The 14,277-nt window shown below is 69.9% G+C and carries 12 protein-coding genes; 5 read left to right on the forward strand and 7 right to left on the reverse strand.

Annotation, left to right across the window (positions count from 1 at the left end; genetic code table 11):
- Window positions 1-2 precede the first annotated feature (2 nt).
- The 4 genes from ACGF3C_RS04655 to murJ form a co-directional block, all read right to left on the reverse strand.
- Window positions 3-989, reverse strand: coding sequence for a hypothetical protein (locus ACGF3C_RS04655; protein WP_393218707.1), 987 nt, complete (start codon window positions 987-989; stop codon window positions 3-5).
- Window positions 986-1,702: an RNA polymerase sigma factor SigM gene (sigM, locus tag ACGF3C_RS04660; protein WP_357226061.1), complete on the reverse strand. Its 717-nt coding sequence runs from the start codon at window positions 1,700-1,702 to the stop codon at window positions 986-988. The genes ACGF3C_RS04655 and sigM overlap by 4 nt, the downstream gene beginning before the upstream one ends.
- Window positions 1,703-1,745: 43 nt before the next feature.
- A complete protein-coding gene (locus ACGF3C_RS04665; RefSeq protein ID WP_357226065.1) occupies window positions 1,746-3,353 on the reverse strand; it encodes a protein kinase family protein in 1,608 nt (535 codons plus the stop codon).
- A 445-nt stretch (window positions 3,354-3,798) separates the two neighbouring features.
- Window positions 3,799-5,538, reverse strand: coding sequence for a murein biosynthesis integral membrane protein MurJ (murJ, locus tag ACGF3C_RS04670; RefSeq protein WP_357226069.1), 1,740 nt, complete (start codon window positions 5,536-5,538; stop codon window positions 3,799-3,801).
- 126 nt (window positions 5,539-5,664) lie between these two features.
- On the opposite strand from murJ, the gene ACGF3C_RS04675 reads away from it, so the two are divergent.
- Both ACGF3C_RS04675 and ACGF3C_RS04680 read left to right on the forward strand, forming a co-directional pair.
- Entirely contained in the window at window positions 5,665-7,125 is a 1,461-nt protein-coding gene (locus ACGF3C_RS04675) for a CCA tRNA nucleotidyltransferase (protein WP_393218712.1), read from the forward strand.
- A gap of 302 nt (window positions 7,126-7,427) precedes the next feature.
- Window positions 7,428-9,506 (forward strand): S8 family serine peptidase, encoded by a 2,079-nt coding sequence (locus tag ACGF3C_RS04680; protein WP_393218715.1) that lies wholly within the window; start codon window positions 7,428-7,430, stop codon window positions 9,504-9,506.
- Between the two features lie 128 nt (window positions 9,507-9,634).
- Here the strand turns inward: ACGF3C_RS04680 and ACGF3C_RS04685 are convergent, their stop codons facing one another.
- Entirely contained in the window at window positions 9,635-11,158 is a 1,524-nt protein-coding gene (locus ACGF3C_RS04685) for a flotillin family protein (protein ID WP_393218718.1), read from the reverse strand.
- A gap of 28 nt (window positions 11,159-11,186) precedes the next feature.
- Window positions 11,187-11,699, reverse strand: coding sequence for a hypothetical protein (locus ACGF3C_RS04690; RefSeq protein ID WP_393218721.1), 513 nt, complete (start codon window positions 11,697-11,699; stop codon window positions 11,187-11,189).
- A 143-nt stretch (window positions 11,700-11,842) separates the two neighbouring features.
- On the opposite strand from ACGF3C_RS04690, the gene ACGF3C_RS04695 reads away from it, so the two are divergent.
- From ACGF3C_RS04695 to ACGF3C_RS04705, 3 genes are all read left to right on the forward strand, one after another.
- A complete protein-coding gene (locus ACGF3C_RS04695; RefSeq protein ID WP_393218724.1) occupies window positions 11,843-12,322 on the forward strand; it encodes a methylated-DNA--[protein]-cysteine S-methyltransferase in 480 nt (159 codons plus the stop codon).
- Between the two features lie 203 nt (window positions 12,323-12,525).
- Window positions 12,526-12,732 carry a ribbon-helix-helix protein, CopG family gene (locus ACGF3C_RS04700; protein ID WP_088987059.1) on the forward strand — a complete coding sequence of 69 codons (207 nt, stop codon included), beginning with the start codon at window positions 12,526-12,528 and terminating at the stop codon, window positions 12,730-12,732.
- A gap of 29 nt (window positions 12,733-12,761) precedes the next feature.
- Window positions 12,762-13,115 (forward strand): hypothetical protein, encoded by a 354-nt coding sequence (locus ACGF3C_RS04705; RefSeq protein WP_393218727.1) that lies wholly within the window; start codon window positions 12,762-12,764, stop codon window positions 13,113-13,115.
- Window positions 13,116-13,177: 62 nt separating this feature from the next.
- On the opposite strand, the gene ACGF3C_RS04710 is transcribed toward ACGF3C_RS04705, so the two are convergent.
- The gene (locus ACGF3C_RS04710) at window positions 13,178-14,257 is read right to left on the reverse strand and encodes an inositol-3-phosphate synthase (RefSeq protein WP_357231685.1); all 1,080 of its coding nucleotides are present in this window, start codon (window positions 14,255-14,257) and stop codon (window positions 13,178-13,180) included.
- Window positions 14,258-14,277: the final 20 nt, after the last annotated feature.

Here is a 14,277-nt window from a genome sequence, read left to right on the forward strand (position 1 = left end):
ATTCACCCTACCCGCGCCGAATACCGGCTGTCCGAGCCGGACCCGGGCACGCCGCACTCCGGGCCGCTCACCCAGGCCCACCGGGCCCCGTTCGCGTCGGTGAAGTGGATGACCAGTGCCTGATCGCCCTGGAACCGCGCGTAGTCGATCACCTCGACCACCAGGGGGGCCGACCCGTGTTCCGCCGCGACGCTGGCCAGGCAGCTGGTCAGCGCGGCCTCGTCGGTGAGCCGGGCGAGCTGGTCCGACCCGTCGGGAGACGGACGGCGTCCGCCCTCGGCATCCACGTGCGGCTGCCCGCCCGGGGTGTTGCCGGTCGCCCGGCTGGCAGCCGGAGCATCAGGGCCGTGGGCGTCCCCAAGGGTCTGCGGGGTGTAGTTCGTACCACTGCGCAGTGCCGGGCCGGTGGTGCGGGCCGTCCCGGCCCCCGCGACGCCCTCCGGCGCGCTGGCCGGCTGGTTCATGGCGGTGCCGGCGGAGTCGTCCGACGCCCGCATCGAGAGCTGGTTGAGGCCCAGCCCGACGGCGACGACGGCGATCGCGGCGGCGGCCACGGGTGCGCCACGGCGGGCCCAGCCGCGCCGTCGACGGCCCGGCCCGGTGGACGCCCAGCGCTCTGCGGGCGTCGGAGCGGTCGGTCGGCGACCGACTCCACCCTGCGCCGGTACGACGAACGGCGTGGTTGTGTCGACACCCGGATCGCCGGTCTGCCCGGTCGAGGCGTCGCTCGTCGGCTTCGCGGCGGCCAACGCGGCCAGGAGGCGGTCGGTGATCTCCGACGGCATCTCCGGGGACGGCTCGGCCCAGCGGCTCAGATCCGTCCGCACCTCGGCCACGGCAGGGGCCAACAGCCCGTACGCCTCGGCCCAGGACGGGTCGGTGGAGACCAGCAGAGCGACCTCGTCCTGCTGCGGGGTGCCGTCCAACGCCCCGCCGAGGTAGTCAGCGAGGAGGTCGGCGTCGACCGCCCGGAACCCCTCGGTCGTCACGTGTCCTCCTGGTTGGCGTCCCGCCGGTATCGACCTGACCCCGATCCGACGCCCTCCACCGGGCCTGGGTTCCCGGGCGTGACGCCGGGCACGCCCGCGATCGGGGCAGTGGGGTCCGGTCGGTGCGAAGGCGTCGCCACGACGGCGGGGCGGAGATGCCCGAGCAGCACGGCCAGCCGGGCCCGGCCCCGGGCACACCGGCTCTTCACCGTCCCCTCGGCGACGCCGAGGATGCGTGCCACCTCGGCGACCGGATAACCCTGGACGTCGACGAGCACCAGCGCGGCGCGTTGCTCAAGGGGCAGTGCGGCGAGCGCCTCGCGGACCACGAGCGCGGTGTCGTGGTCCGCTGCCGGCGCCGCCGGTTCGAGCCCGCCGGTGCCCGATCCGCCGTCGGCCCGGTTGCCGTCCGGCAGCGGCACTGTGGGGTGCGCCTGCCGGCGTCGGATCCGGTCCAGGCAGGCGTTGACCACGATCCGGTGCAGCCAGGTGGTGACGGCTGAGTCGCCACGGAACCGGGCCGCCGCCCGATGCGCCGACAGCAGGGCGTCCTGGAGAGCGTCGGCTGCCTCCTCGCGGTCGCCGAGCGTCCGCAGGGCCACCGCCCACAGCCGGTCCCGGTGCCGGCGGAACAATTCGGCGAAGGCGTCCCGGTCTCCGGCGACGTGCGCGCGCAGCAGCTCCAGGTCACTCGCGGCCGCGCGCCCGTCCATCACCACGTCCAGTGCGTGCGATGCCCGGATCGTGGCGCCCGGCTCACGACCCTTGGACCGTAATCTCCTGCACCCCCAGCTTGAACCCACCCTCGACCGGAGCCAATTCGGTGATCCAGAACAGCAGGTACTGGTATTTCGTGTCGGCGTCGAAGCCGTTGAACGTCATTGTGGTGCCGTCGTGGTCCTCGAACGGCTGGCCGATGGCGGTCTTGTAGCTCGCGACCAACTGCTTGTCACCGCTGGAGCTGGACGGCCAGGTCGTCGTGCCGGCGAGCAGTCGAGCGGACGCGTTGGTGGCCGACAACACTGCCTGCACCGACTTGACGGTGTGCGGCTCGCCGAGATCGATCCAGACGCCCATGCCCTTCTTCAGGTTGCCGAAGTTGGGCTTGTTGACGTACGTCTCCGTCTCCCAGCCCTTGTCCTCGTCACCGTCGATGACCTTCTCGGCGTCCTTCACCTCGCTGCGGTCCTTGCTGTCCGGGTCGATGATCCGGACGTTCTTCACTGTCAGCTTGCGCGTCGCCGCGGCGGCCGGGGTGGCGTCGCCGGCCGGGGCACTGGAGGTCGGCGCGGCGACCGGGTTGGACTGCGGGTCCTCGTCGTCGCCGCCCAACGCGATGATCCCGATCAGCAGACCGACCAGGGCGACGGCCAGCAGACCAGCGATGCCGACGGCGACCTTGCGACCCCCGGCCGCGGCCAGCGGCGACGGCTCTTCCCCGGTCTCGGCGGCGAACCGCAGCGGCCCGCTGTTGTCGAGGTAGTGCTCATCCTCGGCCGGCACGTCCAGTCGCGCCAGCTCCGCGGCGAGCACGTCGGAGGACGGCGGCGCGATCTCGGCGTCGAGCAGGTCCATGGTCAGGTCGTCCAGGTACGCCGGAACGCCCGCCCGGACCTGGCGCGGTGCCGCGATGGCACCCCCGGCGTCCCGAACAGCGTCCGGGATGGCGGCGCGGCCGTGGCCGGCGGTGGCGCCGTGCAGTGGGGCCTCGGCGTGCGGCCAGGAGCCGGTCAGCGCGAAGTAGAGGACCCCCCCGACCGCCCGGATGTCGTTCTCCTGGCTGTCGGCGCCGTCGGTGCGGGCGTCGGCCAGGACCACCCGACCCTCATCGCTGATCATGACGGTGCCGGGGTGGACGTTGCCGTGCACCATGCCGGTGGCGTGCACCGCGGCGAGCGCGCTCGCGACGGCGTTTCCGATCGCGGTGGCCCGAGCCGGGTCCAGGGGGCCGTCGGTCGCCAGGTCCCGCAGGGACTGCCCATCGACCCACTCGCGCACCACGTAGGCCCGGTCGGCCTCGTCGATGGCGTCGTAGACGCCGACCAGGTTGGGGTGAATGACCCGGCTGGCCGCGACGGCGGCCTGAAGCATCTCGGTGGCGGAGTCGCCACCCGGGTAACGCAGCACGACGGCAACGGGACGGCGCAGGATGACATCGACCCCGCGCCAGACCAGCCGACCCGCGCTGTCGTTGTTGATGTGCTCAACCAGTTCGTACCGCTCGGCGAGGACTTCACCGGCCGTGGGAGCACCGAAGGTCATGACCGGAGGAGCGCTTTCGTCTGCCTCCTGACCCTCGCCGACCTGGGTCACCCGTCCTCCCTCGGTGATCGTGTCGATCGATGAACCCGAACTGCTGGGCATGTGGCTTCCCGCTCTGCCGTTGAAGGAACCGGCCGACCGGTGCCGACGCCCAGCGTCGGCCCCTGCCGTACCCGTCGAGAGCGACCTTACCCGGGTTGCCCGTCTCTCCGACATGTCATCTTCCCGCCGTACCTGGCGGGGTTCCGGCTGTCGAAGAGCTCGTCCGGTTACGACCGTTGTCAGCCACGTTGCTGGCACATGTACTAGCTAATCTACGGCTTCACCGCAAGTGACCGACGCCGGGGCTGGGCTGGCGTGGCGCTCGCGTTGCCCCGTGCGTTCCCACCGATCGGGCCGCCACCCTCAGCCGTACGGTTGGTTATCCACAGGCCGAAGCGGCGGTTGACCGGCGAATCGCGGAGTTATCCACAGGCGCATCCCCAGCCTGGTGATCCGTAGTCACATTCCGTATGAGTGTCAACTTGTTGTAATCGGATGCGGACTTTCAGCGACCGAGGCGGCGGCGAACCATACCGACCACCTCGGTGATCTCCCCGATCCGCAGCAGCATGGCCAGACCCAGATAGGTCCCGCCGATCACCACGCCGCCGACCACGAGCTGGGTTGCCGCCTCGAACCAGCTCGGCTCGTCGCCGCCGGGCAGCAGAGTGATCACCAACCACCCGACCAGCGCGGCGCCGAGTGCGGCGACCACGACCCGGCCGAGGGTACGCATGATGACGCCCAGGCCGATCCGGCCGACCCGGGGCCGGAGCAACCAGGCGGACGCGACAGCCGCCGCCACGTAGGAGACCGCGTTGCCGATCATCATTCCGGCCGCCGCGAAGTGCGCGGCGAACGCGGCGAACAGCACGATCTGTACGCCGACCCGCAGCGCCACCACCGGAATGTTGATCAGGGCCGGGGTGCGGGTGTCCGGCAGGGCGTAGAAGGCAAAGGTGAAGAGCTGGCTGATCGCGAACGGCACCAGCGCGATCGCGGCGAACAGCAGCACGGTGGACGTGGCTGACGCGTTCTCGGCGCTGAACGCGCCGTACCGGAAGACGACCACCGAGATCGGGATGGACAGCACCGCGTAGCAGACCGCGATCGGCGCGAGCACCGCCGACACCATCCGGACACCTCGGGAAAGGTCTGCGGTGACGTCGTGGAACCGCCCGTCGGCTGCGGCGGCTGCCATCCGGGGCATCAGCGCGGTGATGATCGAGACGGCGATGATGCCGTGGGCCATCATCAGCAGCAGGAAGACGTTGTTGTAGATCAGGATGCCGGCCTGGTCAGTGCCCGCGGCCCGGGTGAGGAGATTGACCACCACGAAGAGGCCGAGCTGGTTGACCGCCACGTAGCAGAACATCCAGGCCCCGAGCTTGGCCAGCTCGCGCAACCCCAGCTCGCGGAAGTCGAACCGCCACCGCCACCGGAAGCCGACCTTGCGCAGTGCCGGCAGTAGACCGGCGGTCTGCACCGCCACGCCGAGCAGGGTGCCGCCACCGACCAGCAGGATCCGACCGGTGCCCACCTCCGACGGCTGCAGCCCCTTCGCCCCGTAGACCAGGATGTAGAGACCGAAGACGCCGATCACCACCAGGTTGTTGAGGATGGGGGCCCACATCGGCGCGGCGAAGTGACCTCTGGTGTTCAACACCGCTGCGATCAACGCGCTGACGCCGGTGAAGAACAGCATCGGCAGGATCAGCCAGGACAGGCGTGTGATCAGTGTGGTGTAGGCCTCGTCCTTGCCGCTGGCGTAGATGGCTGTCAGCCAGGACGCCGACGCCACGGCGATCAGGGCCGCCACCGCCAGCGCCAGCACCGCGAGGCTGAGCAACCGTTGGGCGTACGCCTCGCCCCGGTCCGCGTCGCTCTTGCGCCGACGGACCAGCACCGGGATCAGCACACTGGTCAGCACCCCGCCGAGCAGGAACTCGTACACCTGGTTGGGGAGGAAGATGGCAGTCGTGTAGGCGTTGCCGATCAGGTTGCCGAGGGCGGCGCCGATCATCAGGTTCCGGATGAAGCCGGTGCCCCGGCTCACCAGACTGCCGACGGCCATGATCGCGCTGTTGGCGGCGGCGCTGGTCTCGCCGACGACCTCGGGTGGGGGTGCCGTCGCCTCCACCCCAGGCTGGTTCAGCGGCTCCGCGGAGATGAAGACCGCCCCGTCAGCCGGCGGCACGTTACCGTCCGGCGTGGCGTTGGCGCTGCGGTAGAGCCCGCCGCTCATCTCCAGCCTCCCAGGGGTACGTCGAGTCGGGCACCGACCCGCACGCCACAGACCATAGTCAACCCCCACCCGTTACCCGCGCCCGGCGGATCGGATCACACCCCGGCCCGATAAGCTGGCGATCCCATGTCCGAAGCCTCCGCTCCTCACGCCGCCGACCGCCGCGAACTCACCGCCGCGCAGCGCAACGCCGTCGCCGAACTGCTCCGGGTGTCCCCGGTCGCCGACGAGTTGGGCCGCCGCTTTGTCCGCGTCGGTCACGAGTTGCACCTGGTGGGCGGTTCGGTGCGGGATGCCCTGCTCGGTCGACTCGGGGACGACCTCGACTTCTGCACCGACGCGCACCCCGACGAGACCCTGCGGATCATCAAGGGCTGGGCTGAGTCGATCTGGGAGACCGGGCGGGAGTTCGGCACCATCGGCGCCCAGCGAGACGGCCTCCGACTGGAGATCACCACCTTCCGCGCGGAGTCGTACGACCAGGTCAGCCGCAACCCGGTGGTCGTGTACGGCACCAGCCTCGACGAGGACCTGAAGCGGCGCGACTTCACGATCAACGCGATGGCGGTCAGCCTGCCGGACCACCGGTTCACCGACCCGCACGGTGGGCTGGACGATCTCTCGGCGAAGGTGATCCGTACCCCGAGCACGCCTGGGGAGTCGTTCGGCGACGACCCGCTGCGGATGCTGCGGGCTGCCCGGTTCGCCGCCCAGCTGCGTTTCGCCGTGCACCCGGACGTGCACCGGGCGATGACCGAGATGGCCGCCGACCTGGACCGGATCACCGCCGAGCGGATCCGCGACGAGTTCACCAAGCTGCTCTGCGGCGCGGACCCGATCACCGGGCTGCGGCTCCTGGTCGACACCGGGCTGGCCGAGCGGTTCCTGCCGGAGCTGACCGGGCTGAAGCTGGAGATCGACGAGCACGCCCAGCACAAGGACGTCTACGAGCACACGTTGACGGTCGTCGAAAACGCGGTCTCCTACGAGGAGGAGGGCTGCGACTTCATCCTGCGGATGGCCGCCCTCCTGCACGACGTGGGCAAGCCGGCGACGAAGGCGGTCGGGTCCGACGGCCGGGTCAGCTTCCACCACCACGAGGTGGTCGGCGCCCGGCTGACCAAGGCCCGGATGAAGGCGATGCGCTACCCCAAGGACGTCACCGCGCAGGTGACCGCGCTGGTCGCGCTGCACCTGCGCTTCTACGGGTACGGGCGGGGCGAGTGGACCGACTCGGCGGTGCGCCGCTACGTCGCCGACGCCGGTGACCTGCTGCCCCGACTGCACAAGTTGACCCGCTCCGACTGCACGACCCGCAACCGGCGCAAGGCCGCGCAGCTCGCGGCGGATTACGACGCGCTGGAGGATCGGATCGCGCGGATCGCGGCTGAGGAGGACCTGGCGCGGGTTCGACCCGACCTGGACGGCAACGCGATCATGGAGTTGCTCGGCGTACCGCCGGGGCCGGTGGTCGGGCGGGCCTGGAAGCACCTCAAGGAGCAACGCCTCGAGCAGGGTCCGCTGGACCGTGACGCCGCCGAGGCCGAGCTGCTGCGCTGGGCCCGCGCCGAGGGCATCCTCGGCTGACGCGCTCAACGCGATGCTGGTCAGGTAGCGCGATCCGCGGTGAGGTGGCGGGAACCGTCACTTCAGGACGTGGCCGACGGCGATGCTCAGCTGTCCGGTCGACGACGAAACGCGAGCGGATCGACCGAATGGCTGAGGTGTAGCGCTTTCATCGTCGTCCATGATGACTGGGCGTCCGTCGGCTACCGGTGCATCGACACCGCCGCCGACCCCACCGCCCGTCCGCCGTCCGGACTGGACGGGCGACGATCAAACGGGGAGATCACCTAGTGAAACGCCGTGGCGTAATACGCCGCTCGGCGGTGGCGAGCGTTGCTCTCGCCTCCGCAACCATCATCGTCACCGCTGCGACCGGTGGGGCCGCCATGGCCGAACCGACCGCTCCGTTGGCACCGAAGCCCGCCAGCAAGTTGACCGCTCCCAAGCAGGACGGCCGGTTGGCCAAGGCCAAGCCCGCCGAGGTCGTGCCGGGTCGCTACATCGTGGTTCTCAAGGACAAGAAGACCACGCCCGCCAAGATCAAGGCCGCCGCTTCGGCTCTGGCCAAGGAGAACGGCGGCAGCGTCCGCCGGCTGTACAGCAGCGCCGTCAACGGCTACTCCGCCGCGATGACCGCGAAGCAGGCAGGCCGGCTGGCCGCCGACCCGGATGTCGCATCCGTGGAGCCGGTGGTTCGCGTCCACGCGAGCGGAACGCAGAGCTCGCCTCCCTCCTGGGGCCTGGACCGGATCGATCAGGTCTCGCCCAAGCCGAATGGCAGCTACACCTACCCCAACACCGGTGCCGGGGTGAAGGCGTACATCGTCGACACCGGCATCGACATCAGCCACACCGACTTCGGTGGCCGTGCCTCCAACGGCTACGACGCGATCGAGCGGGACAATGTGGCGCAGGACTGCCACGGTCACGGCACGCACGTGGCGGGCACCGTCGGCGGCACGAAGTACGGCGTGGCCAAGGACGTGAGCCTGGTCGCCGTCCGGGTCCTCGACTGTGATGGTGCTGGCACCACCGAGGAAGTCGTGGCCGGGATCGACTGGGTGACCGCCAACGCGCAGAAGCCTGCCGTGGTCAACATGAGCCTCGGTGGGCCGGAGAACCCGGACTACCCGGCGATCTCCATGGCGGTCAGCAACTCCATCGCCACCGGTCTCACCTACGCGGTGGCCGCCGGCAACGACGCGGACGATGCCTGCTACTACACCCCGGCCGGGGTGTCGGCGGCGATCACCGTCGGCGCCACCGACAGGTTCGACCGTCGGGCCTCGACCGAGTACTTCGATTCGAACTACGGTCCGTGTGTCGACGTCTGGGCTCCGGGCGTGGACATCGTCTCCGCGGCGAGCGGAACCACCAACGGGTCGGTGGCCTTCAGCGGGACCTCGATGGCGGCGCCGCACGTGGCCGGAGCCGCTGCGCTGCTGCTTCAGTCGAACCCGACGTGGTCCCCGAACCAGGTGCGCAACACGATCGTGACCCGGGGGCTCGCTGGCGCTGTGTTGAACCCGCAGGGCGGGGTGGACCGTCTGCTCAACGTCGCGGCGGCTCTGTCTCCCGCGCGTACCGCGCACGGTCTGCTGGCGCGTTCCAACGGCTATTTCGTCTCGGCTGACGGTGCGGGCAGCAAGCCCCTGGCCTCCGTCGGCCCGGTGCTGGGCGGCTGGGAGAAGCTCGACATCGTCGACCTCGGCAGCGGCCTGGTCGCACTGCGGGCGAACGTCAACGGTAAGTACGTCAGCGCCAACGGTGCCGGCAGCAAGCCGCTGATCGCCGCTGCCGCGTCGGTGAGCACCTGGGAGAGGTTCCAGCTGGTTCACCAGACCGACGGCACCGTGAGCCTGAGGGCCACTGTCAACAACAAGTACGTCAGTGCGCCCAGCAACGGTGGTCCGCTGATTGCCAGCGCGACGAACGCCAGCACCTGGGAGAAGTTCGACCTCGAGACGAACCTGCTCGTCAGCTTCAAGTCCTCCGCCAGCGGCAAGTTCGTCTCCGCTGACGGTGCCGGAAGCAAGCCGCTGATCCCGGTGGCCACGAAGGTCAGCACCTGGGAGAAGTTCGAGCTGTACGACCTGGACTACAACGGCTACTTCGGCCTGCGTTCGCTGGCCAACGGCAAGTTCGTCTCGGCGACCTCCGCCGGATCGAAGCCGATGGTTGCCTCGGCCGCCGGAATCAATGCTTGGGAGGCCTTCACCTTCTGGCACCGGGGTGTCGGGACCACGGACGGGTCGGGCTGGATCTACGCGAACGTCGACGGGCAGGCGGTCAGCGCCGGCAGCGCCGGCACCAGCCAGCTGATCCCGAACAAGGACTTCGACTTCTGGAGCGAGGACTTCGGCCTTTCGGCGGGCGAGCGTTTCGTCCTGGGCCTCGCCTGAATTAGCCACCGAATTACCACCGGCGCCCGCCGGCACCCCTCCCTTGGGAGGCGGTGCCGGCGGGCGCCGGCCGTTCGTGGGTCATCCGGTGCCGGCCAGAGCCCTGACTGTCGGCCGGTTGTGCGCGCTCAGCGCGAGACTGCGCTGCCGTCCACAGTGCCGCCCCCGGTGACCGGCGCGGTGGCGTCGCTCCGTCCGGCACCGAGCCGTGCCAGCAGTCCGGGCAGGTCGATCCCGGTGAGATCGCTGCCGAGCTGGAGGCCCTGGGCCACGTTGCCGGCCACCGACCTGGTGAGCGACGACGCGCCGTCGGTGGAGATCACGGTCATCTTGTCGATCGCCCCGATCGGCGCGCTGGCCGCCTCGACGACCTGCGGCAGCACCTTGACCAGCAGGTCCAGCACGGCCGCCTCTCCGTACGCGGCGAACGCCTCGGCCTTGCGCGCCATCGCGTCGGCCTCGGCCTCACCCTTGGCGAGGATGGCCGCGGCCTCCGCCTGGCCCTCCCGCTCCACCGCCTCGGCGATGGCGGAGCGCCGACGCTGCTCGGCCTCACCTTCCTTGGCGCCTTCGATCGCGTTCGCCTCGGCAAGTGCGGCACGCCGGGCACGCTCGCCCTCACCGGTGAGCCGCGCCTGTTCGGCGGAGGCCTGCGCGGCCGCGATGACCGACTGCCGCTGTGCGTCCGCGTGCAGCACCGCCGCGTTGCGGGACGCCTCGGCCTCCTGCTCCACCTTGTACCGGGCCGCGTCGGCCGGCTTGCGAACCTCGGTGTCGAGTTGGCGCTGCTTGAGTTCGGCGTTGCGCTCGGCCACCTTCTGCTGCTCGGAAAGGATCGCCTGGTCCCGCTCGGCCTGGGCGAGCGGTCCGGCCGCCGCGGACTTCGCCTTCGCCGCGTCGATCTCGGCCTGGATGCCGGCCTGCTTGAGGGCCAGGTTCCGGTTCGCCTCGGCGATGGCCTCCTCGGCGAGCAGGCGCTCCTGCTCGGCCTGCTGCCGGGCCCGCGCCTCGGCGATCGCCGCGTCCTTGAGCACCCGGGCGGCCTCAGGTCGACCCAGGTCCTGCAGGTAGGAGCCCTCGGCGAGGATGTCCTGGAGCTGGAAGGTGTCCAACACCAGACCCTGGTTGGTCATCGAGTGCTCGGCCTCCTCGGCCACGGCGCTGGCGAACGCCGCCCGGTCCCGAATGACCTCCTCGACGGTGAGCCGGCCGACGATCGAGCGCAGCGCGCCGGCCAGCACCTCCCGGGTGAAGTTGTCGATCTCGTCCTGCTGGTGCAGGAACCGCTGGGCGGCGGCCCGGATCGCGTCCTCGGTCCCGCCGACCTTGACGATCGCCACGCCATGCAGGTCGGCGCGGATGCCCTGCTTGCTGACCGCGCCCCGGATGCCGACGTCGATCCGCCGGCTGGACAGGTCGAGCGACTGGAGCTTCTGCACCACCGGCAGCACGAACACCGAGGCGCCCAGCACGACCTTCTGACCGGAGGTGTCGGTGGACCGCCCGCCGTCGGCGGTCTGCGTGGTGCGGCCCTTGCGACCGGTGACGATGAACGCCTCGTTCGGGCCGGCCACCTTGATCCGGGAGAGCACGAAGAACACCAGGATGAGCACGAGGAGGACCGCGCCACCGATGGCGATGAGTAGGGCCATATAAATAGTCCCGTCTGTGAGGGGGAGATCAGTAGGTCTCTACGTGCACGCTGGTCTCGCTGAGCGCCTGCACGACGAAGATCTGGGCGCCGATCGGGATCGGCTGGTCCGCGCGGGCGCTGAGCTTGACCGGTTGGCCGGCGAGGCGAATGCGGACCTCGCCGTACCCGTTGGCCGGCACCGGGGTGACGACCAGGCCGAGCGCGCCGACCAGGTCGTCGCGGGTGGGGGTGGGGTCGGTGCGCATGTTCCGCGCCGCCCGACTCAGCCGGGACGCCAACCAGCCGGTGGGCACGGCTGCGAGCACGCCGCCGGCCACCGCCCCGACGACCATGCCAGGTGTACGCGCACCGAGCAGCTCGTTGACGATGGCCGCGCCGAACCCGAAAGCCCCGGCGAAGCCGGCGACCGTCTCGACCGAGATCGGCCCGTCCACGTCGGCGTGCCCGAAGTGGAGCAGCTCGGTGCCGAGCAGCGCGAGCGCGAGCACACCGATGCCCGCCCCGCCGATGATCAGAAAGATGAGCGTCCCCGTTGCCACGACCTTGACGGTATCGACGCCGCGCAACGCCGAACGGGCTGACAGGACACGAAGATGATCTACCGGTGCGGGTCGGGAGTGGCGCTCGGCCCGCCGCCGGAGGCCGGGCCGGCGGGATGGTCCGCGTCGGGGAGAATCGGTGGATGCGCTGGACCGTGCTCGACTCGCCGATCGGCGAGTTCTCCGTGGCCACCGACGGCACGAACGTCTGCGGTGCCCACTTCGGCCGGCTCGAGGCGGCCACCGACGAGCCCGATGACGCGCTGTCCCGGCAGGCCGTCGACGAGCTGCGGGCGTACTTCACCGGTGAGCTGACCGCGTTCACTGTTCCGGTGTCGGTGCCGCGCGGCTCCGACTTCGAGCGCGCCGTGTGGCGGGAGATGACGCGGATCCCCTACGGGGAGACGCTGACGTACGGCGAGGTGGCGCGCCTGGTGGGCGACCCTGGGGCGGCGCGGGCGGTGGGAGTGGCCTGCAACCGCAACCCGGTCCCGGTGATCGTGCCGTGTCACCGGATCGTCGGGGCGGGCGGCAAGCTGGTCGGCTTCGGCGGAGGCCTGCCGCGCAAGATCAAGCTGCTGGAGTTGGAGGCCGCTGTCGCGCTGCGACACGCGTGGTCCTGACCTTCGACCGATGCCGTCACGCCTGGCCGCCGCGCCGGGAGATGAACACGTGACGATCGCTACACATTTCGACCCTTTGTCTCCGTACCTCGGTCTCTGCATGTGCGTTGGTCGAAACGCGAACGTGCTGGCTGCGGAGATGGAGGCAAGAGACGGTGTCGAGTCTGGTTGACGTACCCCCGGAAGAGTTATACAAAAACGGTATGGCCTTCACCCTGACGCTCAAGCCCGAGGTCGAGCAGCGCCTTCGGGAGCTGGCCGAGGCGGAACACCGTTCGATGCACAAGACCGTCGAGGTGGCGATCCAGGAATACCTCGAGCGTCAGGAGCGCAACGAGTGGACCCGCCAGGCCGCCCGGCGGGTCCTGGAGGAAGACGCCGAGTTCTTCGAGATGTTGGGGGACCGGTGAATCAACCGTGGCCCGAGCCGGAAGACCTCTTGATCCTCCTGTCCGAGCACACGGGCCAGCACAGCCGGGTCAGGGACGGCGGCATCCTCGTCGCAGCGGCGGCCCGCCCACACGCCCGGATGCTGGGGCGGGCCGTCTACCCGACCGTGCTGGAGAGGACGGCGGCGTTGATGCACGGATTGATGATCTGGCGGCCGCTCGACATGTGGAACGCCGGCCTCGCCTGGGCAGCTATGCGGATCTTCCTGGTTCGTTGCGGGGTGGTGCTACACATGCCGGCCAAGGAGCGGATGGCGCTCACCGACGCGTTGGCCAGCGGTGAGATTGATTCCGTTGACGAGTTGGCGTTGCGGCTGTCGCCGTACCTGGAGATGTCGAGCTGAACGCGGCGAAGGGCCGGGTCCGCACGGACCCGGCCCTTCCACGTGCTTGATGATTCAGCGCGTCAGCGCGTGACCTCACCGGCAATGAACTCCTCGACGGCCTGGTGGGCGTCGTGGTCGGCGTACTGCACCGGCGGAGACTTCATGAAGTACGACGAGGCCGACAGGATCGGGCCGCCGATCTTCCGGTCCAGGGCGATCTTCGCGGCCCGGACCGCGTCGATGATGACGCCGGCCGAGTTCGGAGAGTCCCACACCTCGAGCTTGAGCTCGGCGTTGAGGGGGGTGTCACCGAACGAGCGGCCCTCCAGGCGGATGTACGCCCACTTGCGGTCGTCCAGCCACGGCACGTGGTCCGACGGGCCGATGTGCACGTCGCTCTTGCTCATCTCGTGCGGGATCTGCGAGGTGACCGACTGGGTCTTCGAGATCTTCTTCGAGACCAGGCGCTTGCGCTCCAGCATGTTCATGAAGTCCATGTTGCCGCCGAAGTTGAGCTGGTACGTGCGCAGCAGCTCGACGCCGCGGTCCTCGAAGAGCTTCGCGAGGGCACGGTGCACGATGGTGGCGCCGACCTGGCTCTTGATGTCGTCACCGACGATCGGCAGGCCAGCGTCGGTGAACTTCTGGGCCCACTCCGGGTCGGAGGCGATGAAGACCGGCAGGGCGTTGACGAACGCGCAGCCAGCGTCGATCGCGGCCTGGGCGTAGAACTTGGCGGCCTGCTCGGAGCCGACCGGGAGGTAGCAGACGACGACGTCGACCTGCGCGTCACGCAGCGCCTGCGCCACGTCGACGGGGGTGGCGTCCGACTCCTCGACGATCTCGCGGTAGTACTCGCCCAGACCGTCGAAGGTCGGACCGCGCTGCACGCTGACGCCGGTCGGCGGCACGTCGCAGAGCTTGATGGTGTTGTTCTCGCTGGCGACGATCGCCTCCGCGAGGTCCATGCCCACCTTCTTGGCGTCCACGTCGAACGCCGCGACGAACTCCACGGAGTTGACGTGGTAGTCGCCGAAGGCGACGTGCATGAGACCCGGGACGCGGTCGTTCGGGTTGGCGTTCCGGTAGTACTCGACGCCCTGAACCAGGGACGAGGCGCAGTTACCCACACCGACGATGGCGACGCGGACGGAGCCCATAGCGTCTGCCTCCTTCTTTT

It is taken from the genome of Micromonospora sp. NPDC047762, from assembly GCF_043204655.1.
GTDB lineage: Bacteria > Actinomycetota > Actinomycetes > Mycobacteriales > Micromonosporaceae > Micromonospora.